A 21,856-nucleotide genomic window follows, 5' to 3' on the forward strand; every position below is an offset into this window, starting at 1 on the left:
GCCTCACCCGATCTCGAGGACCGTGACCCGCCACGAGTGCTCCGATCGCTCCGCGCGCACCACGACGGCGCGCGAACGGGCGTCGTCGCGGATCACGAGGGCGGCCTCGTAGATCCCCTCCGCGACAGCGCACACGCGCTGGCCGAGCACCTCGGAGTGCTGATGCACGCGATGCACCGGGGCCTCCGGGGGCTCGAGGCGTCGCCGACGCTGCAGGAGCACGCAGCGGCGATGCAGGCGCTCGACGATCTCCGGCTCGACCCAGCGCGTGAGCTGCGCCGCCGGGCGCGCCCCTGCCAGGACCTCGACCGCGGCCACCGCGACGGCGCGGGTCAGCGCTGCGGCGCGCTCGCGTTCCGTTCCGGGAGCGGTCCGGGCCTCCTGAGCGCGCTGCTGCCCTCGCCAGACGTAGGGGCGAGCCGTGCCCGGCGGTGCCGGCGGGCGGTCCCCGGAGCGCGGGGCGGGCGGTCGGTGCGAGGTGATGGGCATGGTGGGCTCCTCATGCTGCGGACGGGCAGGGGCGGATCGGGTCTCAGGGCTCGGGCAGCAGCTCGGCGGGCACCAGCAGGACAGTCCCGGCCAGGACGCGATCCGGGTCGCGGATCTGATCCGCATTCGCCTTCCAGAGCAGCGGCCACGCCCGGGCGACGTCCTGCGGCGCGGCGTGCGGACCCAGCAGGTCCGAGGTCAGCGACCACAGCGTCTCGCCGCTGCGGACCGTGATGGCTCCCTGGGCCAGGCGGTCCTGCATCGCCCTCCGGCCGTCCGCTCCGGGGGTGCTCACCGGCTCGGCCGGGGCCCACAGGGGGCTCGGCACCCCGGGCTCGGCCGCCGCGGACGCTTCGGAGACGGGTGCTTCGGGGACGAGGGGGGACCCGCTCGTCGTCGGCGCACCGGCAGCCGTCCCGGTCGTCGCGTCCGGTCCGGGCACGGGGCGCTGCACCTCCGCGGGCGGCGATGCCTGAGCGATCGCGGGCGCGGCGCAGCCCGTCGTCGCGGAACCGCCGGCCGCCAGCAGGAGCAGACCCTGCCGCCAGCGGAGGGATTCGGCGGATCGCCGTCGCCGCGGGCGGTGGCATCGGTCGGCAGGTCCCGGGGCGGGAGCTGAGGGAGACGGGGTGAAGCGGGCCGCGGTCCGGGCTGCCATGGGGCACCTCTCAGGATGTCGTGGGCATCGACCGGGGTGCTGACCGCCGCGCGGGCGGGCCATCGGCTCGTTGCGTCGATGCCTCTGAGTCGTCCGCCGCATCGCGCGGTCGGCGAAGATGATCGCAGTCGATGCGTGCGGAAGTCGGCCAATGCCGTGTTGTGTCATTTGATGCTGTTTGATTCCGATTGCTGTCATCAGCATCGCGGCGCCGGGGAAACCTGTCAATGACCGATGAATTCCACTGCGCATGGCTTGGAGGGCCGCCCCTCCCTAGACTCGAGCCACCTGTTCCGAGCGGCAGCAGGACGGCCCGGCGCGGGACATGACGCACACCCGCCGTCGGCCATGTCCGGTGCGGCGATGCCCCGCGGGGCGGGCGAGGGGGAGAGGATGCGCTGGGACGAGCTCTTCGCGGACATGGAGGCTCAGCTGGCGGCTGCGCGGTTCCGGGACGTCGAGCGCGAGGCCGCGGAGCTGACGCGTGCGGAGACGGCCGAGGCCCTCCTCCAGGATCGCTTCGCCGGGTGCCAGGGCGCTCGAGTCCGGATCGGCCTGCGCGGCGGATCGTCGGCGCGCGGGGAGGTCGTCGCCGCCGGGATGGGATGGGCGATGCTCCAGGACGGAGCGGTCGAGCTGGTGGTCCCCATGGAGTCCCTGCTGTGGGTCGAGGGCCTCGACCGGCGTCGCAGCGCACCGGAGCAGCGCAGCCGGCTCGCCCTGGGCCATGCGGTGCGCGCGCTCGCCCGGGCCCGCGCGGCCGTGCGGATCGTGCTGGTCGACGGGGTGCCGGGGGCCTCCCTCGACGGCACGATCGACCGGGCCGGCCGGGATCATCTGGATCTGGCCATGCACCCGGACGACGAGTTCCGGCGACGTCGCGCCGTGCGGGCGGTCCGCACGATCCCGTACTCGGGGATCGCGTGCCTGGTCTCGATGACGTCCGGGTCCGGAAGCGCCTGAGGGCGGCCCGGGGATCAGTCCAGCGAGGCTCCGCTGCGCACAGCTTCGGCCGTCTCCTGGTGGCGGCGCTCGACCCACTGCTCGAAGCGGGCCTTCTCGACCCGCCACTGCCCGCGGCCGCCGACCTGGATGGCGGGCAGCTCTCCCGATCGCACCATGGCCCGGGCCTGGGAGGCCGAGATGGCGAGGATCTCGGCCACGTCGGCCAGGGTGTAGAACTGCTGCTCGGCCATGGCATCTCCTGGGGCGTCCGGTGCGACGATCCGACGGCGTCCGCGGCGCAGGGCGGAGCCGACTGGACCGATGCGCGCCGTCGGCGCGCCATCGGGCGGTCGTCGCATGGGGGATCCGGACCGCGGCCCGGCATCGCTGTGCGGCCATTGTGCCATTCGAGGCCATCGGGCGCGGGCAGCCTGTGGAGGGCGCCCGCAGGTCGCGGATGATGCGGCTGAGGGGCGCTCGTCGCCATTCGGCCTCAGGTCAAGTCATCGAGTCGTCCACAGTTGGTTCGGAGGCCTCCCGCGGGGGAGGCGGCATGGTCACGATGGTCGAGACGGCACCGCATCCGCCGTGCTGCCCAGGACCGCCGTCCCCGGCGGCCGCCCGCCCGAGCGCTCAGGAGCAGACCGTGTCCAGGATCCGCACCGCCGCAGCAGGCCGCTTCCGGCGCCCGAGCTGGCGGGAGCCCCGTCTGCTGATCGGGCTCGGGCTGGCCGTCGTCTCGCTCGCCGCCACGACGGCCGCCGTCACCTACGGCGACGCCACCGAGCCGTTCGCCGTGGCCGCGCACGACCTCGAGGTCGGCGAGGAGGTGGGCGCCGATGATCTGCGAGCCGCCGACCTGCGGCTCGAGTCCACCGGGGAGGCCTATCTCTCGGGGGCCCAGGACCTGCGGGAGGGGGCCGTCGTCGTCGACCGCGTGGCGGAGGGGCAGCTCATCCCCGTCGACTCGATCGGTCGCCGTCAGGATCTCGACCGGCGACCGATCGGGATCCCCCTGTCGACCCCTCTGCCGACCGGCACGGAGCCGGGCGGGCTCGTCGACATCTGGGCCGCGGAGCGGGAGCGCACCGGCGGCGACTGGAGCGAGCCGGAGCAGATCCTCGAGGGGGCCGAGCTCGCCGGCGTCGAGGACGCGGCCGGAGGCCTGGGAGCCGATGCCGACGCCGCGGCCCAGGTGCTCGTGGACTCCGATGACGTCGAGGACGTGGTCGCAGCGCTGTCGGGGGAGTCCCGCATCACCCTGGTGCCGCATCTCGGCGGCGGGCGATGAGCCTCCCGCTGGCCTGCCTGGGGCCGCAGGCCGATCTGCTCGGGCAGGAGATCGATCGGCTGCACGGCCCCGTGACCCTGGTGCGGCGCTGCGCCGATCTCGTCGAGCTGCTCGCCGTCGTGCGCTCGGGACTCGCGCTCGCCGTGATGATCGACGAGGACGAGCCCGAGCTCTCGGCCGTGGTCATCGACTCCCTGCAGCAGGCGGCGGCGGTGGTCGCGGTGGTCGTGGGCATTCCCGCACCGGCCGGGGCGCTCGCCGGGGACCCGGACGGCGGACCGGCCGCAGAGCCGTCCGGGGACGCGCCACGGGAGACGGGGTGGACGGCGCTGGGCGCGGTGGAGATCCCGGCGGACCTGCCGGGGCGCCAGGCGGCCTCGGCTCTGATCGAGGCATCGGAGGGGCTGCCGCCGCCGGGGCGCACCCGTGAGATCGCCGCGGTCTCCGACGGCCTCGGCGGCGATGGAGCCGACACCGGGCGGGAGCTGCCGCGCAGGACGGGGCTGCCGCTGGATCCGGACGACGCGGGGTTCGACGAGGACTCCGCCGTCCAGTACGACGCTGCCTCGACCGGGCCTGGCGGTGAGCACCCGGTCCCGCCGCGAGGGCGCGTCGTCGTGGTGTGGGGCCCGCACGGATCTCCCGGGCGCTCGACGGTCGCGGTCAACCTGGCCGCGGAGTGCGCGCAGCAGGGGGCCGCGGTGACGCTGGTGGATCTCGACACCTGGGGGCCGTCCGTCGCCGCTCTGCTGGGGCTGCTGGACGAGACCGCGGGCGTGGCCCTGGCCTGCCGGGCCGCCGATCGGGACCGGCTGACGCCCGACGCGCTCGATCGCGCCGCCGTCGAGGTCCAGGTGGGGCCCGCTCGCCTCACCGTCCTGACGGGCCTCACCCGCCCCGAGCGGTGGCCCGAGCTGAGGGCCGGCAGCGTCCAGCGGCTGCTGCGCGCCTGCCAGCACATGCCCCGGGCCGAGCAGCTCGCCGCAGACGCGGAACCCGGTGCGGCTCGGAGCGCCGCGCTGCCGTCGGGGCCCGCTCCGGTGATCGTCGTGGACGTCGGCTTCAGCCTCGAGGAGGACGAGGAGCTCGTCACCGAGCTCGAGGCCCCGCGCCGCAGCGCGGCCACCACCGCGGCTCTGGCCGAGGCGGATCTGGTCCTGGCGGTGTGCTCGAGCGAGGTGCTCGGCATCCCCCGGGCTGCCCGATCCCTGCCGGCCCTGCTCGAGGCGACCCCCGCCCCGGTCATGCTCGTGGCCAACCAGGTGCGCCGCTCGGCGGCCGGGGCCGCGCCCCGCTCGGCCCTGAAGGAGGCATGGGCGGCCACCGGGGCGCCCGGTCAGTGGGATGCCTTCCTGTCATGGGAGCCGCGAGCCGTGGACACGGCCGCCCTGGCCGGCTCGGTGCTCGCGGAATCGGCGCCGAGCTGCGCGCTGCGGGGGCAGCTGCGGGATCTGGCCGCCTCGGTCCTGCGGCGCCTCGACGGCGACCTCGGGGCGCCGGGCGAGCCCGAGGAGATCGAGGACGTCCGCGGCACTCGCCTGGGCCGGGCCCTCGGAGGCTGGAGGCGCCGGTGATAGCCTCGAAGCCACGTCTCCGGCCGGGCGAGGATGCTCGGCTGTGCACCGGAAGGATGTGGCGCACGTGTCCCTGGCCGAGCTGCACAGCCGCGACGGGTTCTCCGCCGAGGCCGTCGAGCACCTCCACCTGCTCGTCGGCGAATGGCAGGTCCTGGCCGATCTCGGCTTCGGCGATGTCCACCTGACGTTCCCCGACCGCAGCTTCCAGCCGTCGCCGGGCGCCATGCGGATGCCCAGCAGGGACTCGGACTTCCTGATCCTGGATCACGCGCGCCCCGGCACGGCGCAGACGCTGTTCCCCGCCGATCAGATCGGGCAGCACCTGGACGCGCCGCTGAACAGCCTGCTGCGCGAGGTCTGGGGCGACCGCGGCGTGAGCGCCCACCGCAACACCGAGCGCAGGCTCATCCCCCGGGTGAGCGAGGCCGCCCAGGCGCTCGTGACCACCATCTTCTTCGCCGACCAGCCCATCGCGGTCCTGTCCCTGATCACGACCCGCGCAGCGGGGACCACTTCGGCTCCCGGCGAGGCCACGTACCGTGAGATCGCCGCGGAGCTGCTGCGGATGGCGGGCGCCGGGGACTGGCCGCAGGCCGGCACGCAGCCCTCGCCGCGGCGCGGCAATCCGCGCGTGGGCGACGGCGTGATCCGGCTGGGCGCGGACGACCGCGTGAGATTCATGTCGCCGAACGCCGTCTCGGCGGTCGCGCGCCTCGGGGCGGGGGAGACCGCCGTCGGCCGTCAGCTCACCGAGGTGCTGGGTCCGGAGTCGTTCGTCGGCGAGCAGGTGGACGAGGGCCTGATGGGCGTGCTGCGCGGGCGGGTGCCCAGCCACGCCGAGGTCCGCCGGGGTCGGTCGGTCGTGATGTTCCGCTCGATCCCGCTGAGCGACGACGGCCTCCGGGTGGGCGCCGTGCTGCTGTGCCGCGACGTCTCGGAGCTGCGGCGCCGGGAGCGCGAGCTGTCCTCCAAGGACGCGACCATCAGGGAGACGCATCACCGCGTCAAGAACAGCCTGCAGGCCGTCGCGGCGATGATGCGCATGCAGTCGCGGCGAGCCGGCAGCGACGAGGCGCGGCGCGGCCTCTCCGAGGCCATGCGCCGGCTCGAGGCGGTCTCTGCGGTGCACGAGACGCTGTCGCACACCCCGGAGGGATCGGTCGACTTCGACGAGCACTTCAGCCGGCAGATCCGGGCGATCGCCGAGCTCGCGGCCACCGGCCAGACGGTGCGCACCCGGGTCACGGGGGAGTTCGGCCGCCTTCCCGGGCAGCAGGTGACGGCCATGGCGCTCGTGCTCAACGAGATGCTCACCAATGCCGTGGAGCACGGCCTGCGCGGCAGGGACGGCACGATCGAGGTCGACGCCCGGCGTCGCGTCCCGGAGCCGTCAGAAGGCGGGCAGCCGCTGAGCGAGGGCCGCCCCGCGCCGGCCGCGGAGCTCGTGGTCACGATCGCCGACGACGGGGTGGGCATGGATGCGTCGGTGAGCACCGGTCGCTGGTCTGCCGACGATCCCGACTCGTCGGCCATGCCGTCCCAGGGGCTCGGCAGCCAGATCGTGCGCAGCCTGGTGCTCGGCGAGCTCGAGGGCAGCGTGAGCTGGCGCCCCGGAGACGACTCCGGCACGGTCATGGAGATGACCGTGCCGGTGCACGAGACCTCGCGCTGAGGAGGTCTCAGGGGCTGCTCGTCGGGCGTCGGCGCTCCGGTGCGGGACGGGCGGCGAGGCGCCGGAGGGGAGCCGGGCTCAGGAGGCGCGGCGGGCGCGCGCGTTGCGGCGCTTGAGGGAGCGGCGCTCGTCCTCGCTCATGCCGCCCCAGACGCCGGCGTCCTGGCCGGAGGACATGGCCCAGGCGAGGCACTCGTCCATCACGGAGCAGGTGCGGCACACGGCCTTGGCCTCCTCGATCTGGAGCAGGGCCGGTCCCGTGTTCCCCACGGGGAAGAACAGCTCGGGGTCCTTCTCGAGGCAGGCTGCTTGTGAACGCCAATCCATGACGCATCGACTCCTTTCGGAAGGCACGGAGTCTGCCGGGCATGGGCAGGCCCGAGCAGAAGAGGGGTGCCCGGAAGCGGGCGGACGACGGGCCTGTTGCGACCCGTTCGAGATTGCATCCACTTTTCCATGTGAACGGCACGTGAACAAGGAGTTGGGATGTTCATCACACCCCCTGGCGGGCGGGGGCGACGGCCTGCAGGCCGCGCCTCGGCGATGACCCGAGCGGGGGATCCGGGGCCGCAGGGGCGGCCGCGGCGGATCGGGTGCCCGACGTCATGACCGGCCGGGCCGCCCGGATACGCTGGGCACTCGCAGCGCGGCTGACCGCAGCCCGAACCGACACCCGCACGAAGGAGCAGCCCGTGGCATCCGCCGGCGACCGAGACCCCTCCGAGGCCGCGACCCGGCCGCTGCGACCGCAGGCGATCGTGCCGCTCGTGGCCGTCGTCGCTGCGCAGAGCATCGTGCTCTTCGCCGCAGCCGTCTGGCTGCTCTCGGGGCTGTTCACGGGGCATGCGGCGTCGGTGGGCGCCACCGTCATGCTCGCGGCGCTGCTGGCCGGCGGCGGGCTGTGGCTGCTGCGCGCGGCCATGGGCCTGTGGGCGGGCCGGCGCTGGCCCCGGGCCGCGGCCCTGACCGCCCAGCTGTTCGCCGTGATCATCGCCGGGGCTGTGATCCTCCCCTTCAGCGGGTGGCTCGCCCTGGCCGTGATCCTGGCTGCGCTGGTCGCAGGCGCCTCCCTGTTCCGGCAGTCCGTCGTGGACTGGACGACCCAGGACGTGCCCGAGGATCGGCGCTGAGGACGGCTCATCGGCCGGCCCCGTGACTGGGCAGGGCCTGGGAGCCGGCGCAGAGACGCTGCAGGAGACCGTCGCTCCTGTGCGTCCGCCCGGGAGCACGAGGCGGGCTCCGGTAACGTGGCCCCGATGCCGACCGGCCGCGGGCATGCGGGCCGGAGATCGACGCGGCCGCCGCCCCGCTGGATCGGCGTCGGCCGAGGAACGGGAGACAACTGATGAACGCAGACCTCGTCGTGGTCGGATCGGGCCTGTTCGGCCTGACCGTCGCAGAGCGCGCCGCCAACGACCTCGGGCTGAAGGTCGTGATCCTGGACCGGCGCTCCCACATCGGCGGCAACGCCTACTCCGAGAAGGAGGAGCGGACCGGGATCGAGGTGCACCGCTACGGAGCGCACCTGTTCCACACCTCCAACGAGCGCGTGTGGGACTACGTGAACCGCTTCACCACGTTCACGGACTACGTCCACAAGGTCTACACCCGCCATGACGGCGAGGTGTTCCCCATGCCGATCAACCTGGGCACGATCAACCAGTTCTTCCGCTCGGCCTACTCCCCGGGCGAGGCCCGGGAGCTGATCCGGGAGCAGGCCGGCGAGCTGGCGGGCACCGATCCGCAGAACCTCAACGACAAGGGCATCCAGCTCATCGGCCGCCCCCTCTACGAGGCGTTCATCAAGCACTACACGGCCAAGCAGTGGCAGACCGCCCCGGAGGAGCTGCCGGCCTCGATCATCAAGCGGCTGCCCGTGCGCTACACGTACGACAACCGCTACTTCAACGACACCCACGAGGGCCTGCCCACCGACGGCTACACCGCGTGGCTCGAGCGCATGGCGGATCAGCCGAACATCGAGGTCCGCCTGGACACCGACTTCTTCGACGACTCCCACGAGTTCTCCAAGTCCAGGGTCGTCGGCCAGGTCCCGGTGATCTACACCGGCCCCGTGGACCGCTACTTCGACTTCGTCGAGGGAGACCTCTCCTGGCGGACGATCGACCTGGAGGAGGAGGTCCTGGAGATCGAGGACTTCCAGGGCACCCCCGTCATGAACTACCCGGATGCCGACGTCCCGTTCACCCGCATCCACGAGTTCCGCCACTTCCACCCGGAGCGCGACTACACCAAGGACGCCACGGTGATCATGCGCGAGTTCTCCCGCTTCGCGCAGAAGGGCGACGAGCCGTACTACCCGGTGAACACGTCGGCGGACCGCGAGAAGCTGCTCAAGTACCGCGATCTCGCGGCCGGCGAGTCCGACGTCCTCTTCGGCGGGCGCCTGGGCACCTACAAGTACCTCGACATGCACATGGCCATCGGAGCAGCGCTGTCGATGGTCGACAACAAGATCACCCCCCACTTCCGTGGCGGCCACCGGATCCAGAGCGGAGGAATCGACGCGTGAGCCAGCAGAGCACCCCCGGCGAGGCAGCACAGGCCGGCACGGCCCCCCAGGACGGAGCCGGCAGCGGCGAGCAGGACCCCCAGGGCTTCCTGGGCAAGATCACCAACGCCCCCGAGCAGTCCCAGCAGGCCCTGCGGGAGGTGGCCCGCGTGGTCCTGCCGCAGGCCAAGGACCTGGATGCGCTGCCCCTCTACGTGGACGGGCCGCTGCACCGGGCGGGCACCTCGGGCTCCGCCGACGAGGTCGCCGAGCATCCCGACGACATCCTGAGCCGGCGCTCCATGCGCATCCGCTCGGGACGCCGCGTCTCCTTCGGCTCCTACTTCAACGCGTTCCCGGCCTCTTACTGGCGCCGGTGGACGACCGCGGAGAAGGTCGTGCTCTCGGTCCGGACCACGGGCGCGGGCTCGCTGATCGTCTACCGCTCGAACGCCCGCGGCATCTCCCAGCGCGTGGAGAACGTGCGGCTGTCCGCAGACTCCGAGGTCACGGAGTTCGAGCTGACGCTGGCGCCCTTCGGCGACGGCGGCTGGTACTGGTTCGACCTGATCGCCGACGAGGAGGGCATGATCCTGGACGGGGCCTCGTGGTCCGTCCCGGACACCGTCGAGCAGGGCACCGTGACCCTGGGCGTGACGACCTTCAACCGCCCCGACTACTGCGTGAACACCATCCGGACGATCGCCGAGGCCGACGGCTTCGACGACATCCTGGACGAGCTGATCATCGTGGACCAGGGCAACAAGCTGGTCGAGGACGAGCCCGACTTCCCGGAGGCGCAGGAGGCCATGGGCGGGCGGCTGCGCATGATCCGCCAGGGCAATCTGGGCGGCTCGGGCGGCTTCTCCCGCAACATGTACGAGGTGGTCCAGGGCCGCGCCGACGGCTCGGCCTCCGACTACGTCCTGATCCTCGACGACGACATCCTCCTGGAGACCGAGGGCGTCCTGCGCGCCGTCGCCTTCGCGGACTTCTGCCGCACTCCCACGATCGTGGGCGGGCACATGTTCGACATGTACAACCGCCCGGTGCTCAACGGCTACGCCGAGGTCGTCGACCGCTACCGCTTCCTGTGGGGCCCGATCGAGCATCTGGGCGGCATCGACTTCTCGGAGGCGGGCCTGCGCTCGCGACCGAACCTGCACCGCCGCTGGGACGCCGACTACAACGGCTGGTGGATGTGCCTGATCCCGCGCAAGGTGCTGCAGGACGTCGGGCTGTCGCTGCCGGTGTTCATCAAGTGGGACGACTCCGAGTACTCGCTGCGCGCCGCCGAGGCCGGGTACCCGACCGTCTCCCTGCCCGGGGCGGCCGTGTGGCACGTGTCCTGGATGGACAAGGACGACGCCGTCGACTGGCAGGCCTACTTCCACGAGCGCAACCGCCTGATAGCGGCCCTGCTGCACTCGCCGTTCCCGCGCGGCGGGCGCATGGTGCGCGAGTCCCTGGCCGTGGACACCAAGCACACGGTCTCCATGCAGTACTACGCCGCAACGTGCGTGCTGATGGCCATCGAGGACGTCCTGCGCGGCCCCGAGGGCCTGCACGGGATGATCGGCACCAGGATGCCGGAGATCCGCTCCCTGAAGTCCGAGTTCTCGGACGCCCAGTTCAGCCAGGACCAGGGCGCGTTCCCGGCGGCCAAGCGGCGTCGTCCGCCCAAGCGCCGAGGCCTGCCCAAGCCGCCGGCCTACTGGCAGCTGCCGCCGTGGGCGGTCAAGACCCTGCTCAAGCAGACGGTCCTGCCGGTGCGCGAGCTGGCGCAGAGCCATCCCGAGGAGTGGGTCGCCCACCAGGATGGCAAGTGGTACCACCTGGCCACCCTGGACTCGGCCGTGGTCTCCAATGCCGACGGCACCGGTGCGGCCTGGCACAAGCGCGACCCCAAGGCGGTGCGCGAGCTCACCGCCCGCAGCGCCAAGCTGCACGCCGAGCTGCTCTCGCGCTGGGACTCGCTGTCCGAGCAGTACCGCGAGGCTCTGGGCGAGATCACCTCGCCCGAGGCGTGGGCGAAGACCTTCGAGGACAACCCGCCGGTGGACGTCCAGCGCTGATCCGCGGCGCATGACCGATCCACCACGACGACGGGCGCAGCGGCGCACCCAGCCGCTGCGCCCGGCGTCGTCGTGATCCCAGCGCACGGCCGCCCCAGCGCCGCAGTGCGCTCACTGACGCAAGGAGCAAGGATGAGCACGACAGCGCCGGAGCTGATGACACCCGGCAAGGGACGCGGACTGCTGGACGTCTTCCGGAACCGCTATCTGCTGAGGCTGCTGGTCGACAAGGAGATCCAGGTCCGCTATCGCGGGACCGTGCTGGGCCTGGTGTGGTCCTATCTCAAGCCGGCCGTGCAGTTCTTCGTCTACTACATCGCGATGGGCATCTTCCTGGAGCTCGAGAAGGGCCTGGAGAACTTCGCGATCTACCTGTTCTCCGGGATCGTGCTGATGAATCTCTTCGGGGAGATCTTCGGCAATGCCTCGCGGTCCATGACGGACAACGGCGGGCTGCTCAAGAAGATCTACCTGCCACGGCAGCTCTTCCCGGTGGCCAATCTCTTCGTGGCCCTGGTGCACTTCGTGCCGCAGCTGCTGATCCTGCTGATCGCCTGCCTGACGGCTGGCTGGCATCCGGATCTCAAGCAGTTCCTGTGCATGATTGCCGGGTTCGTCATCGTGGCGGTCTTCGCGCTGGGGCTGGGCATGATCTTCGCGACACTCAACGTGTTCTTCCGCGATGCCGAGAACTTCGTGGACCTGATTCTCATGGTCTCGACTTGGGCTTCGCCCGTGCTATATCCCTTCACCCGGGTTATCGACAAGTTGCCCGAGTGGGTCTACTACCTCTACTTCGCCAATCCGCTCACGGTGGCAGTGGAGCTGTTCCACTACGCCTTCTGGTTCCCCTCCACCGAGCTGCCGCAGCCGCTGTGGCATGTGGCGGATCACCTCATGACGTTCTGGACGCCCTTCGCCCTGCTGGTCTCCGTGGCTGTTGTGCTCATCGGCGATCTCATCTTCCGCCGCTACGAGGGCAATTTCGCCCAGGAGCTCTGATCCTCATGACCACCATCCCCTTCAAAAAGCCCGGGGTCACCCTGAGCGAGGACACCGTGGCGATCCGCGCCGAGCGCATGACCAAGTGGTTCACGCTGCGGCACACCCGCTCCATCAAGGAGGCCGTGCTGTGGATCCTGCGCGGTCGGAAGAAGGATCTCTCCGACAAGTTCAAGGCCCTCGACGACATCTCCTTCGACATCCACGACGGTGAGACCGTGGCGCTGCTGGGCTTCAACGGCTCGGGCAAGTCGACGTCGCTGAAGATGATCTCCGGGGTCATGCATCCGGATGAGGGCTATGTGGGCACCCGTCGGAAGGTCGCGGGGCTGATCGAGGTCGGCGCGGGCTTCCACCCGGATCTCACCGGACGCGACAATGTGTATCTCAACGGCGCGATCCTGGGCATGGACAAGGCGGAGATCGACTCCAAGTTCGACGAGATCGCCGCGTTCTCCGAGATCGGGGAGTTCATCGACACGCAGGTGAAGTTCTACTCCTCAGGCATGTACCTGCGCCTGGCCTTCGCGGTGGCGATCCACACCGACCCGGAGGTCTTCCTGGTCGACGAGATCCTCTCCGTGGGCGATGAGCCGTTCCAGAAGAAGTGCATCCGCCGCATCAAGGATCTGGTGCGCCACGGCAAGACCCTCGTGGTCGTCTCCCACGACCTGGACCTGATCATGGACATCTGCGAGCGCGGCATCGTGCTCGAGCACGGGAAGGTCGTGTACGACGGCTCCTCCGTGGGTGCGGTGGCCATGCTGCGCGACCGCCCCGCCGATGAGGTCCAGCGCGAGCAGAACGAGCGCGTGGAGCGACGCCTCCACTGGAAGCGGGTCGACCGCGAGAAGGAGGCCGCCGAGGCCGCCGAGCGCGGCGAGGCCTATGTGCCGGAGTACGATCCCGAGCTGGACGATCCGGCGGATCTCGATGATCCCACCAAGGTGCGCCGCACCATGGGGCTGTGAGCGTTCGTCGGAGCGCGGCGGGATGAGCGAAGGGGGCCGGTCGGATGACTGACCCCTTCTCACGCTCCGGGCGGCCGGCCCAGGAACCACGCCTCGGCCCGGCCGTAGCGGGCCGGTCCGTGTGAGTACTCCACCCCGCGGTAGTCGAGCAGCAGGACGTGGGCGTCGTCGAGCAGGCGCGAGGCGCTGGGGCCGGCGATCACGCGGGTGAGATCCAGGACGCGCAGACCGCGCAGGGGTGCGTCGCCCTGATCGTCCGGGGCCGCCCAGCGCCGCACCGGGATGCCGGAGGACTGGAAGCGCAGCCACGGGCCCCGCGCCGCTGCGCGGCCCTGTGCGCAGCGCGCCCAGCGCTGGGGCGAGCGCACCGCCGCAGCCACCCCGCCCGCATCGCGCACGCGCTGCTCGACCTCCAGGGCCCGGTGACGGCGCAGCACCTCCCGCAGGCGCTACGGCTCCGAGGCCCCGAGGGCTCGTTCGATGGCACGGGCGTGGTGCAGGTAGTTGCCGTGCAGGCGCACCCAGCCATCGGCGGTGGCGTGGAAGCCGGACAGCGGACCGGCGGTCTCTACCCTGCGCCCGTTGACGCGCAGGTGGGAGATTGAGGCGAAGGAGGCGGCCGTCCGCTGGAGATATTTGGAGAAGGCGCACCCGGTCAGGTGCGCAGGCGACGCGCTCGGCAATCAAGTTAGGACAGCCCTCCACCACAAACTTCCGTCGATTCTGTTGGCGACCCTGAAAACGAGCCGAGTCGTTGGTATGGGGGCATGACTGCGACTAGACGTAACGACCAGTCTGAGGACAGGCAGGACAGGACCTTCGGCAGGTGTTGATCCTGTGCGATGAAGGCGAACCGGGAGGGGCAGGGAGATAGTCACGTTTACATGGAAATCATGGGGCGGGCATCAGGCAAGCATGGTTTTCCCTAAACGACACGATCGGTGTCTATGGAGCAGGCGCTCGCCAGACTGGGGAGAGCACATCGCGCAAAACTCAGTGCCGGTTGCAGCGAGTTGTGAGATGTGACACGATGCCGATGTCCGTTGTAGCTACGCTATGGAAGGTGTTGATTGTGAAGCGACTCAAGATGGGTGCAGTGGCGGCAGTGCTGACTATGAGTCTCATGGGGGTTTCTGCTCCTGGGGCATCGGCGGCGCTTATTTCCAAGGAGGTAATTAAGGGTCCATTTAGTGGAATTGATTTTTGTCATCGGTCAGTGCAGTACAATGGTGGAAGTGCGAGTGCTTGGTGTGTGAAGCACGATGACGGCAAGTGGTGGTTGCACGTTTTGGTGCCAACTGGTCGAATGTGAGAGTTGCGGCGTCAATGACTTGAGGTGCGCCTAGCTTTTCACTTGACCTGATTCGAAATCATTGAGGGGCCCGCATTGCGTGGAGTTTCGCGCGAGGCGGGTCCCGATCACTTTGGTTTCTGTAAGTGAAATTGGGTGCGGCCATTATTCTTTTATTTGATTTGTTTCGCCGATTGAAATCGCGAGAATAAAACGACCTGCCGCAGGTGGCGCAACCCCGGTTGTTCTGGTCGCAGGAGGTCCAGTGGCGCACACCGTGGCCTGGTCGTTTGTTGGAGCCGACGTGGAGTGCGCCCGTGTGGGGGCACTCGGTCTTGAACAAGGTTGTTCATAGTCTTCGCGTGCGCGTTGTAGCGCGTGTCGCCTTCGGTCCCAAACGAATGTTCGATGCCCACCAGGGGCGGGTGCTAGGTGTAGCGAAAAGGCATGTATCGATTTCCTGCGTCGCCGTGGCCAATCAGAGAACCAGGTAATTCGGGATGTCCTTCACGATTGCGTCGCCACATTGGGAGTTGCGGGGAGTCGCGATGGAGGCATAACGAGATTGGTGCGCATTCTAAAGCTGACGTGCCAGCCCACGACTCGCAGAGCGAGCATGTCCTCTACAAACGGGAGGAGATGAACCCTGCCCAGGTCTTCACGTACGTGACATATGCGACCGCATGTGACCCCGTGCTGCGGTAGAGTTTTGATTCAACAGGTCGCCCGCACATCTGCCATCGGCCCCGGGGCCGGGTGGTCCGTAACTACGTTGACTGGCGGATGCCCTCGAGCCAGATGCCGTTGCATGGTGTGGCCGAACTTGTCCGCGGGAGGTGCCGGTGAGACCAGCTCGACGGCGCAATTGCGCGACCCACTTCCTGCACCCGGAGCGACCTTCTGGCGTCATCCTCAGTTGCCTGGTGACTCGATTCACGCCCCTGGACAGAGCGCGGGTCATTCTTTAAACAAAACATCTGCGAAAGTTCAAGCCGCTATACGATCCGGGCTCATCCAGGCGCGGTAGGTGCGTGCAGAGAACCTTGTGTCCTGCTGGTTCAGGACTCGCAGGGTGGCTCGACTGGTAGCCTTCGGCCACCATCTCGTTAATGTTAGCTAGGGTCAGCCGTTGCTGGTGTCGAGCAATCCCGCGAAGGCAATCGAGGCCCGGCACAGGATGGCATTGATCTCCCGCAGGCACTTCTTCTCCGCGTGGAGACGCTGGATCTCGGCGGACTCCTCCGCGGAGGATCCGAGGTCCAGACGCCCGTTCGATGGCACGGGCGTGGTGCGGGTAGTTGCCGTGCAGGCGCACCCAGCCGTCAGCGGTGGCATGGAATCCGGACAGCGCTCCCGCGGTCTGCGGACGACGGCCGTTGACGCGCAGGTGGGAGATCGAGGCGAAGGAGGCGGCCACTCTCTCGGCATCCACCGAGAGGTCCCGCCCGGTGAGATGCGACAGTCCCGTGGCGGCGGCCTGCGCCGAACCCAGGGCCAGGCCCTCCACGTCCAGGGGTCCGCACCACCACAGGCGCGGACCGCGGATGGCGGCCGCCTGGGACGGGTCGAGGTCGACGGCGGCGGCGAGATCGCTGAACAGCGGCGGTACGGCGGCCATGGGCACAATCTATCGTCCGCTGTGCTCCCGGTCACAACTGCAGGGGCTGTGATACCTTCGGCGCCGCCCTCCGGGTGCTCCGAGCACCCGTCCCTCCTTCCGCAGAGAGCCGACCCCCGTGCACGCCCACTCCGAGTCCGAGATCCGCAAGAGCTTCCTGAACTGCTCCAAGGGAGCCGCGCAGCGCCTGGCGGTGCCGAAGGATCTGGACCAGATCGACTGGGACGCCCAGATCATCCTGGGCTGGACCGATCCCAAGTCGCCCAAGGCCGCTTACCTGGTGGTCGAGACCGACGACGGCCTGCGCGGGCTGGTGATGGAGAAGTCGACGCTGAAGGGCAACGGCGGGGCGCGGATGTGCCAGCTGTGCCTGACCCTGCACACCTCCACCGGGGTGTCCATGTTCTCGATCCAGCGCTCAAAGTCGGCCAAGGACCGGTACAGCAGCGTGGGCACCTACATCTGCACGGACCTCGCCTGCAGCGACTACACCGTGGGCCGGCGCAAGCCCGACGGCGTGCGGCAGATGGAGGAGACCCTTTCCCTGGAGGAGCGCTCGCAGCGTACCCTGGAGAATTCCCAGGGCCTGGTGCAGAGGGTGGCGCAGAGCCTGGGGAGGTGATTCCCCAGGCGACTCCCGGAACGGGATACAGGGTCTGCTTCAGATGGGCCGTATGGACCTGTTCGAGATGGACGGTCATCCCGTCGACGCAGAACCAGAACTGCGGAATCTCTTCATCGCGGACGAGGATCCGGACCTCGGGATGTACTCGGACTTCTTGGTCGGCTGCGGTACCGAGGTGTGCCTGCCCACTGCTCAGGGCCGCTCGACGATGAAGGTCGCGCCGTCCTCGTCGTCAGAGTCGAGCCACTCGACGACCTCCTCTCCCAGCCCCGCGGCGATGGCTTCAGCGGTCTCGCGCCATGAGGTGAACTTGGCGATCGCCAGGTGCGGCTGCGAGGTGGAGAAGGAGGCTCGCGCGGCGTCGATCAGACCCTGAGCCCATCGAGCTCGGTCGTGGTGGTCAAGCGCGAACATCCAGGGGTACTGCGACGTCATGGGGACTGCCGCATGGATAGGTCAAACTGTCACCTGATCGTGCGGCAGTCCCGATGTCGTGCGTTCTCGCACGGTCTGTCGGAGGCGCAGTGCTGTGGCCTGCGGCACGACCATGAGGACGCGGGCCGGGATTCGCGCGAAGCTGTCCGATTCCTCATCTCGGAGGGCATCTCTCAGATACCGACGAGTCCGCCGCGCTCGTGCCGAGCCAACTGGCGGAGCAGCAGCCGATCCGTGCCCAGCGACGATCGAATCGCGTGCCGCAGATGCTCGGGTGGCCGAGGAGCAGGGCCCTGGGTGCCCCGCTGAGGGGACCATCGGCCGCCAGCGGGCAGCGCAACTCGCACGGTCCTGGATCGGGACGCCCCGGGAATCGGCTCCACAGCCCTGGCCACGGCTGTGGAGCCGATCGGGGGCACACCCCGAGGTCAATCGACGCTGTTTCTCTAGGAGGTCTCGCCGGGCAGCTTGTACGCGATCACGTCGACGTTCTGGATGCTCGGTTCTGTGCTGAACAGATCTGCTCCCTGTGCAGCGAGTGCCTGACCGACGCCTCCGGAGAGGTGGGTCTGGCGGGCCTCGTCGTCGGGGAACACGTCGAAGATCCCGAAGGTCGATTCGTCGAACTGAAGAGCGAACCAGGCCCGCGTACCCTCCTCCTGCTCGACGATGGGACGGGCGCTGCGGAGGAAGTCCGCGACGTCCTGCTCCTTCCCGGGCTTGGCGTGCACGACGACCGACAATGCAGAGTTGATCATGGTTTCCTCACTTGTCCTGGCTGAACAGCTCGACCATCGCGGCGTTGAAGGCCGGGAGATCCTCGGGCGAGCGGCTGGTGATCAGGTTCCCGTCGCGCGCCACCTCTTCGTCGACGACGTTCGCTCCGGCATTGCGCAGGTCGGTGCGGATGCTCGGGTACGAGGTCAGCGTCCGACCCTTCGCGACACCGGCCTCGATCAGCGTCCACGGTCCGTGGCAGATCGCGGCGACCGGCTTGTCGGCGACCATGATGTCGCGCACGAATCCGACGGCGTCGGTGTCCACGCGCAGCTGATCGGGGTTGACCGTGCCGCCGGGAAGCAGCAGGGCGTCGTAGTCGTCGGCCGAGGCGGACTTCACCAGGGCATCGACCGAGAATGTCCCGGCCTCATCCAGGTCGTTCTCCCGGGCCTTGATCTCGCCCTCGTGCAGCGACAGCAGCTCGGTGGTGGCCCCCGCGTCCTGCAGAGCCTGTCTCGGCTGTTCGAGCTCCACGCGCTCGACGCCGTCCGCGGCCAGGATCGCGATCCGCTTGCCGTGCAATTCGTCTGCCATGTTCTGCTCCGTTCTGTGGGAGGTGACGGCCTGCCCTTGCGGGCGAGCCGCACGCTGTCCGTACCGGGCAGCGTGGTTCGGGTGCAGGACGACTCGCGTGCAGTCGTCGTTGCGCTCATCGAGGTCCCGGCAGGTGGTGGCTGCCGATTCTCGGGCCGGGTTCTGGGGGGGGCGGAGAAGAAGCTTCGGCCCGGAGGTCGTCGCTGACGTTTCGCCATCGACGGTGGGCCTTCTTCGCCGGGGCCTGGCCGAATGTGAGCGTCTGCCCCTCAGTCAGTGTAGACCTCGTACGTCAGGGACGGGGCGCACGTGGCCATCTCCTCCGGGACGCCGCGATGCCGGGGGCACGAGGACGTCGACGCCGCCGCAGGACGTCCGGTCAGCGTCGTTCGAGGGTCACCGGTTCCCGACCTCATCCGCAGGCGGGGCGGAGCGCCTGCTGACCGCGCGGGGAAGTCACACGGCGAGGGTCACCGATCAGGTGACGCAGCCTGCTCGTCCGATGCGCTCCCTGCGACGAGGTCATCGCCCTCGTCGCAGCCGTACGACGCTCACGTCCGGGAGGCGGCCTCCCGGAGCGCGGCCTCGAGGTAAGGTGCCGACGCACCGGCTCCGGACGAGGCGACCTGCGCGGGCGTGCCTGAGGCGACCACCGTGCCGCCGTCGTCCCCCGCCCCGGGCCCGAGGTCGATGACGTGGTCGGCCACGGCGACGATGCGCATGTCGAGCTCGACCACGACGACGGTGTTGCCTGCGTCCACGAGGGTCTGGAGATGCGTCACGAGCCGATCGGAATCGGCGCTGTGCAGCCCGGACGTCGGCTCGTCGAGGACGTAGAGGGTGTCCCCGCGCTGGGATCGTTGGAGCTCGGAGGCGAGCTTCACTCGCTGCGCCTCACCTCCGGACAACTCGGTGGCCGGCTGTCCGAGACGGAGATATCCGAGGCCGACGTCGACCAGCGCCGTGAGCGAGCGCATGATGTCGAACTCGCCCTGGAAGAAGTCGTGGGCCTCCTCGACGCTCATGGCGAGGATCTCCGCGATGTTGCGGCCACGCCAGGCGATCTCCAACGTGCTGGACTGGTAGCGGGTGCCGTGGCAGTCGGGGCACTCGGTGTAGACCGAGGGGAGGAAGAGCAGCTCCACCATGACGGATCCTTCGCCCTTGCAGGTAGGGCAGCGACCGCCGGTGACGTTGAAGGAGAACCTGCCCGCTTTGTACCCGCGAGCGCGAGCCTCGGGCGTCTCCGCGAACCTCCGCCTCACGTGGTCGAACAGGCCCGTATAGGTGGCGACGTTCGAGCGCGGGGTGCGACCGATGGGCTTCTGGTCGATGCTCACGACGCGGCGCACCCCGTCGACGTCGCCTCGGATCTCACCCTCGAGCTCGTCGGGCTCGTCCGACAGCAGGAGCTCGTCCCCGTCGGCGTCGTCAGCGTCCTCCGCCTCGTCTGCTCGTCCCTGCCGTTCGTCGAGCAGCGCAGGCAGTGCCTGGCTGACCAGGCTCGACTTGCCCGATCCGGAGACTCCGGTGACGGCGGTGAATGCCCCGAGCGGAAGGGAGATCGACACATCGCGCAGGTTGTTGCGCGTGACGTGCTCGAGCCGCAGCCATCCCTCTGGCTCCCGGGGGGTCCGGTGAGGCAGGCCGCTGCCCCCGAAGACATACCCGCGAGTCGCGGACTCCTCCACCGCGGCGAGTCCCTCGGTGGGACCGCTGTAGACGACGCGGCCGCCGCGCTCGCCCGCGCCGGGACCGATGTCGACCAGCCAGTCCGCGTGCCGCATCACGTCCACCGAATGCTCCACGACGAACAGGCTGTTGCCTCGGTGCTTGAGACCGTCGAGGATGCCGAGCAGCGCGCTGACGTCCTGCGGATGAAGCCCTGCGGAAGGCTCATCGAGCACGTAGACCACACCGAACAGTTCGGAGGTCAGCTGGGTCGCGAGCCGCAGTCGCTGTAGCTCCCCACCCGAGAGGGTGGGGGTGGTGCGGCTCAGGGAGAGATACCCCAGACCGAGGTCGATGATGGGCCGCAGTCTGTTGACGAGTTCTGCGCCCAGGCGCGCTGTCGCGGCCAGCTTCTCCACCGAGTGGTTCGGCGTCCTGCGCACGTCGGGGGCTGCCTCATGGGCTGATCCGCCGGCGTCGACGCGCTGCTGCACAGCGTCGCGTCGGGCTGTCTCGTCCAGTGCCTGACCGGCAGTCTCGGTCCCGTCGAGATCGCCGGTGGCCCGCTCGACTGCCTCCTCGATCAACGTCGAGAGCTCCGCGAGGGGCAGATCGGAGAGATCAGCGACATCGAGGCCCTCGAAGGTCACCGACAGCGCCTCCGGCTTCAGCCGCTTGCCGTGGCAGGCAGGGCAGGGCGCGGCCGTGAGGAACTGTGCCACGCGCCGCTTCATCGACCCGCTCTTGGTGTTCGCGAACGTGTCGAGCACGTACCGGCGCGCACCGACGAAGGTGCCCGAGTAGCTTGGCTCGACCCCAGCCGCGATCGCGGCCCGGGCCTCGGCGAGCGTCAGGCGCGAGTGGACCGGGACGTACGGCGTCTCGTCCGTGTAGAGGATCCAGTCGCGATCCTCCTTCGGCAGATCCTTCCAGGGCACATCGACGTCGTAGCCGAGCGCGACGAGGACATCGCGCAGCTGATGACCGTGCCAGGCCGTCGGCCAGGAGGCGATGGCCCGCTCGCGGATCGTCAATGAAGGGTCCGGCACCATCATGTCCTCGGTGACCTCGTACACCCGGCCGATGCCGTGGCACTCCGGGCATGCGCCCTGCACGGTGTTGGCGGAGAAGTCCTCGGCGTAGAGCATCGGCTGATCATCGGGGTAGTGGCCGGCCCGGGAGTAGAGCATGCGCACCAGCGAGGAGAGCGTGGTGATGCTGCCCACCGAGGACCTCGCGCTGCGGCCCCCGCGCTGCTGCTGAAGAGCGACGGCCGGCGGCATGCCCGTGATGGAGTCGACGTCCGGGACGCCTGCCTGGTCGATGAGGCGACGGGCGTAGGGAGCGACGGACTCGAGGTAACGGCGCTGGGACTCCGCGAACAGGGTTCCGAAGGCCAGGGAGGACTTTCCCGAGCCGGAGACGCCGGTGAACACCACCAGAGCCTCGCGGGGGACCGCCAGGTCGATGTCCTGGAGGTTGTGCTCGCGCGCGCCGAGAACCTGCACGTCGGGCTGAACGGGTGAGGAGTCCGACGATGCGGACCTGCGTGCTTCGACCATGCCGGCGACACTAGCAACGCGTTCCACCGATCGGTCGGAGCATGGCCCGGTCCTCCACGGCCCACCTGCCCGTGGCGCCTGTCGCCGCAGCGGCGGCGGGCACCTCGGTGGAGGACGAGATTCCTCCTCGGCTATGCTCGACGAGAGC

Annotated in this window: 20 protein-coding genes; 10 read left to right on the forward strand and 10 right to left on the reverse strand. The window is 69.6% G+C overall.

The genetic code is table 11. The features are described 5' to 3' along the window. Positions 1-3 precede the first annotated feature (3 nt). On the reverse strand, positions 4-489 hold the full coding sequence (locus FSY66_RS07850) for an Rv3235 family protein (protein WP_144793234.1): 486 nt from the start codon (positions 487-489) through the stop codon (positions 4-6). Positions 490-532: 43 nt separating this feature from the next. Continuing rightward, complete coding sequence (locus FSY66_RS07855; protein ID WP_144793237.1) at positions 533-751, reverse strand: LysM peptidoglycan-binding domain-containing protein; 219 nt, start codon at positions 749-751, stop codon at positions 533-535. Positions 752-1,540: 789 nt separating this feature from the next. Here FSY66_RS07855 and FSY66_RS07860 point away from each other — a divergent pair. Next, complete coding sequence (locus tag FSY66_RS07860; protein ID WP_144793241.1) at positions 1,541-2,110, forward strand: hypothetical protein; 570 nt, start codon at positions 1,541-1,543, stop codon at positions 2,108-2,110. Between the two features lie 14 nt (positions 2,111-2,124). Here FSY66_RS07860 and FSY66_RS07865 read toward each other — a convergent pair whose 3' ends face one another. Continuing rightward, positions 2,125-2,343, reverse strand: coding sequence for a helix-turn-helix domain-containing protein (locus FSY66_RS07865; RefSeq protein WP_144793244.1), 219 nt, complete (start codon positions 2,341-2,343; stop codon positions 2,125-2,127). A 395-nt stretch (positions 2,344-2,738) separates the two neighbouring features. On the opposite strand from FSY66_RS07865, the gene FSY66_RS07870 reads away from it, so the two are divergent. Genes FSY66_RS07870 through FSY66_RS07880 form a run of 3 tightly spaced genes read left to right on the forward strand, consistent with a single transcriptional unit; the run spans position 2,739 to position 6,632 of the window. After that, a complete protein-coding gene (locus tag FSY66_RS07870) occupies positions 2,739-3,383 on the forward strand; it encodes an SAF domain-containing protein (RefSeq protein ID WP_144793247.1) in 645 nt (214 codons plus the stop codon). Next, a complete protein-coding gene (locus FSY66_RS07875; RefSeq protein ID WP_144793250.1) occupies positions 3,380-4,957 on the forward strand; it encodes a CpaE/TadZ family protein in 1,578 nt (525 codons plus the stop codon). Before FSY66_RS07870 ends, FSY66_RS07875 begins: the two co-directional genes overlap by 4 nt. Positions 4,958-5,000: 43 nt before the next feature. After that, positions 5,001-6,632 carry a sensor histidine kinase gene (locus FSY66_RS07880; RefSeq protein WP_186304504.1) on the forward strand — a complete coding sequence of 544 codons (1,632 nt, stop codon included), beginning with the start codon at positions 5,001-5,003 and terminating at the stop codon, positions 6,630-6,632. 78 nt (positions 6,633-6,710) lie between these two features. Here the strand turns inward: FSY66_RS07880 and FSY66_RS07885 are convergent, their stop codons facing one another. After that, positions 6,711-6,959 (reverse strand): WhiB family transcriptional regulator, encoded by a 249-nt coding sequence (locus tag FSY66_RS07885; protein WP_144793256.1) that lies wholly within the window; start codon positions 6,957-6,959, stop codon positions 6,711-6,713. A 365-nt stretch (positions 6,960-7,324) separates the two neighbouring features. On the opposite strand from FSY66_RS07885, the gene FSY66_RS07890 reads away from it, so the two are divergent. The 5 genes from FSY66_RS07890 (at position 7,325) to FSY66_RS07910 (ending at position 13,192) form a co-directional block, all read left to right on the forward strand. Next, positions 7,325-7,762, forward strand: coding sequence for a hypothetical protein (locus FSY66_RS07890; protein WP_144793259.1), 438 nt, complete (start codon positions 7,325-7,327; stop codon positions 7,760-7,762). A 215-nt stretch (positions 7,763-7,977) separates the two neighbouring features. Beyond that, positions 7,978-9,165: a UDP-galactopyranose mutase gene (gene glf, locus FSY66_RS07895; protein ID WP_144793262.1), complete on the forward strand. Its 1,188-nt coding sequence runs from the start codon at positions 7,978-7,980 to the stop codon at positions 9,163-9,165. A gap of 89 nt (positions 9,166-9,254) precedes the next feature. Further along, positions 9,255-11,219, forward strand: a complete 1,965-nt coding sequence (locus FSY66_RS07900; RefSeq protein WP_144793327.1) for a glycosyltransferase — start codon at positions 9,255-9,257, stop codon at positions 11,217-11,219. Positions 11,220-11,351: 132 nt separating this feature from the next. Beyond that, positions 11,352-12,221 (forward strand): ABC transporter permease, encoded by an 870-nt coding sequence (locus FSY66_RS07905; RefSeq protein ID WP_144793265.1) that lies wholly within the window; start codon positions 11,352-11,354, stop codon positions 12,219-12,221. Positions 12,222-12,226: 5 nt separating this feature from the next. Then, positions 12,227-13,192 carry an ABC transporter ATP-binding protein gene (locus FSY66_RS07910; RefSeq protein WP_260853583.1) on the forward strand — a complete coding sequence of 322 codons (966 nt, stop codon included), beginning with the start codon at positions 12,227-12,229 and terminating at the stop codon, positions 13,190-13,192. Positions 13,193-13,251: 59 nt separating this feature from the next. Here the strand turns inward: FSY66_RS07910 and FSY66_RS07915 are convergent, their stop codons facing one another. Both FSY66_RS07915 and FSY66_RS12595 read right to left on the reverse strand, forming a co-directional pair. Continuing rightward, entirely contained in the window at positions 13,252-13,629 is a 378-nt protein-coding gene (locus FSY66_RS07915; RefSeq protein ID WP_144793267.1) for a hypothetical protein, read from the reverse strand. A 1,976-nt stretch (positions 13,630-15,605) separates the two neighbouring features. Then, on the reverse strand, positions 15,606-15,764 hold the full coding sequence (locus tag FSY66_RS12595; protein WP_186304505.1) for a hypothetical protein: 159 nt from the start codon (positions 15,762-15,764) through the stop codon (positions 15,606-15,608). Positions 15,765-16,219: 455 nt separating this feature from the next. On the opposite strand from FSY66_RS12595, the gene FSY66_RS07920 reads away from it, so the two are divergent. Further along, complete coding sequence (locus tag FSY66_RS07920; protein WP_144793270.1) at positions 16,220-16,723, forward strand: FBP domain-containing protein; 504 nt, start codon at positions 16,220-16,222, stop codon at positions 16,721-16,723. Positions 16,724-16,918: 195 nt separating this feature from the next. Here FSY66_RS07920 and FSY66_RS07925 read toward each other — a convergent pair whose 3' ends face one another. The 4 genes from FSY66_RS07925 to FSY66_RS07940 all read right to left on the reverse strand — a co-directional run bounded on the left by FSY66_RS07925 (position 16,919) and on the right by FSY66_RS07940 (position 21,708). After that, positions 16,919-17,161, reverse strand: a complete 243-nt coding sequence (locus FSY66_RS07925) for a hypothetical protein (protein ID WP_222115522.1) — start codon at positions 17,159-17,161, stop codon at positions 16,919-16,921. Between the two features lie 446 nt (positions 17,162-17,607). Further along, positions 17,608-17,919, reverse strand: a complete 312-nt coding sequence (locus tag FSY66_RS07930; protein WP_006215294.1) for a putative quinol monooxygenase — start codon at positions 17,917-17,919, stop codon at positions 17,608-17,610. Between the two features lie 7 nt (positions 17,920-17,926). Then, positions 17,927-18,475, reverse strand: a complete 549-nt coding sequence (locus tag FSY66_RS07935) for a type 1 glutamine amidotransferase domain-containing protein (RefSeq protein WP_144793273.1) — start codon at positions 18,473-18,475, stop codon at positions 17,927-17,929. 551 nt (positions 18,476-19,026) lie between these two features. Beyond that, entirely contained in the window at positions 19,027-21,708 is a 2,682-nt protein-coding gene (locus FSY66_RS07940; protein WP_144793276.1) for an excinuclease ABC subunit UvrA, read from the reverse strand. Positions 21,709-21,856 lie beyond the last annotated feature (148 nt).

Origin of the sequence: Kocuria palustris, from assembly GCF_007666205.1 — a bacterium.
GTDB lineage: Bacteria > Actinomycetota > Actinomycetes > Actinomycetales > Micrococcaceae > Kocuria > Kocuria palustris_A.

Coding starts and splice junctions, on each gene's coding strand:
- FSY66_RS07935 (WP_144793273.1), bottom strand. CDS start 18,475: ATGGCAGACGAATTGCACGGCAAGCGGATCGCGATCCTGGCCGCGGAC.
- FSY66_RS07860 (WP_144793241.1), top strand. CDS start 1,541: ATGCGCTGGGACGAGCTCTTCGCGGACATGGAGGCTCAGCTGGCGGCT.
- FSY66_RS07885 (WP_144793256.1), bottom strand. CDS start 6,959: ATGGATTGGCGTTCACAAGCAGCCTGCCTCGAGAAGGACCCCGAGCTG.
- FSY66_RS07865 (WP_144793244.1), bottom strand. CDS start 2,343: ATGGCCGAGCAGCAGTTCTACACCCTGGCCGACGTGGCCGAGATCCTC.
- FSY66_RS07930 (WP_006215294.1), bottom strand. CDS start 17,919: ATGATCAACTCTGCATTGTCGGTCGTCGTGCACGCCAAGCCCGGGAAG.
- FSY66_RS07925 (WP_222115522.1), bottom strand. CDS start 17,161: ATGACGTCGCAGTACCCCTGGATGTTCGCGCTTGACCACCACGACCGA.
- FSY66_RS07875 (WP_144793250.1), top strand. CDS start 3,380: ATGAGCCTCCCGCTGGCCTGCCTGGGGCCGCAGGCCGATCTGCTCGGG.
- FSY66_RS07850 (WP_144793234.1), bottom strand. CDS start 489: ATGCCCATCACCTCGCACCGACCGCCCGCCCCGCGCTCCGGGGACCGC.
- FSY66_RS07905 (WP_144793265.1), top strand. CDS start 11,352: ATGAGCACGACAGCGCCGGAGCTGATGACACCCGGCAAGGGACGCGGA.
- glf (WP_144793262.1), top strand. CDS start 7,978: ATGAACGCAGACCTCGTCGTGGTCGGATCGGGCCTGTTCGGCCTGACC.
- FSY66_RS07855 (WP_144793237.1), bottom strand. CDS start 751: ATGCAGGACCGCCTGGCCCAGGGAGCCATCACGGTCCGCAGCGGCGAG.
- FSY66_RS07910 (WP_260853583.1), top strand. CDS start 12,227: ATGACCACCATCCCCTTCAAAAAGCCCGGGGTCACCCTGAGCGAGGAC.
- FSY66_RS07940 (WP_144793276.1), bottom strand. CDS start 21,708: ATGGTCGAAGCACGCAGGTCCGCATCGTCGGACTCCTCACCCGTTCAG.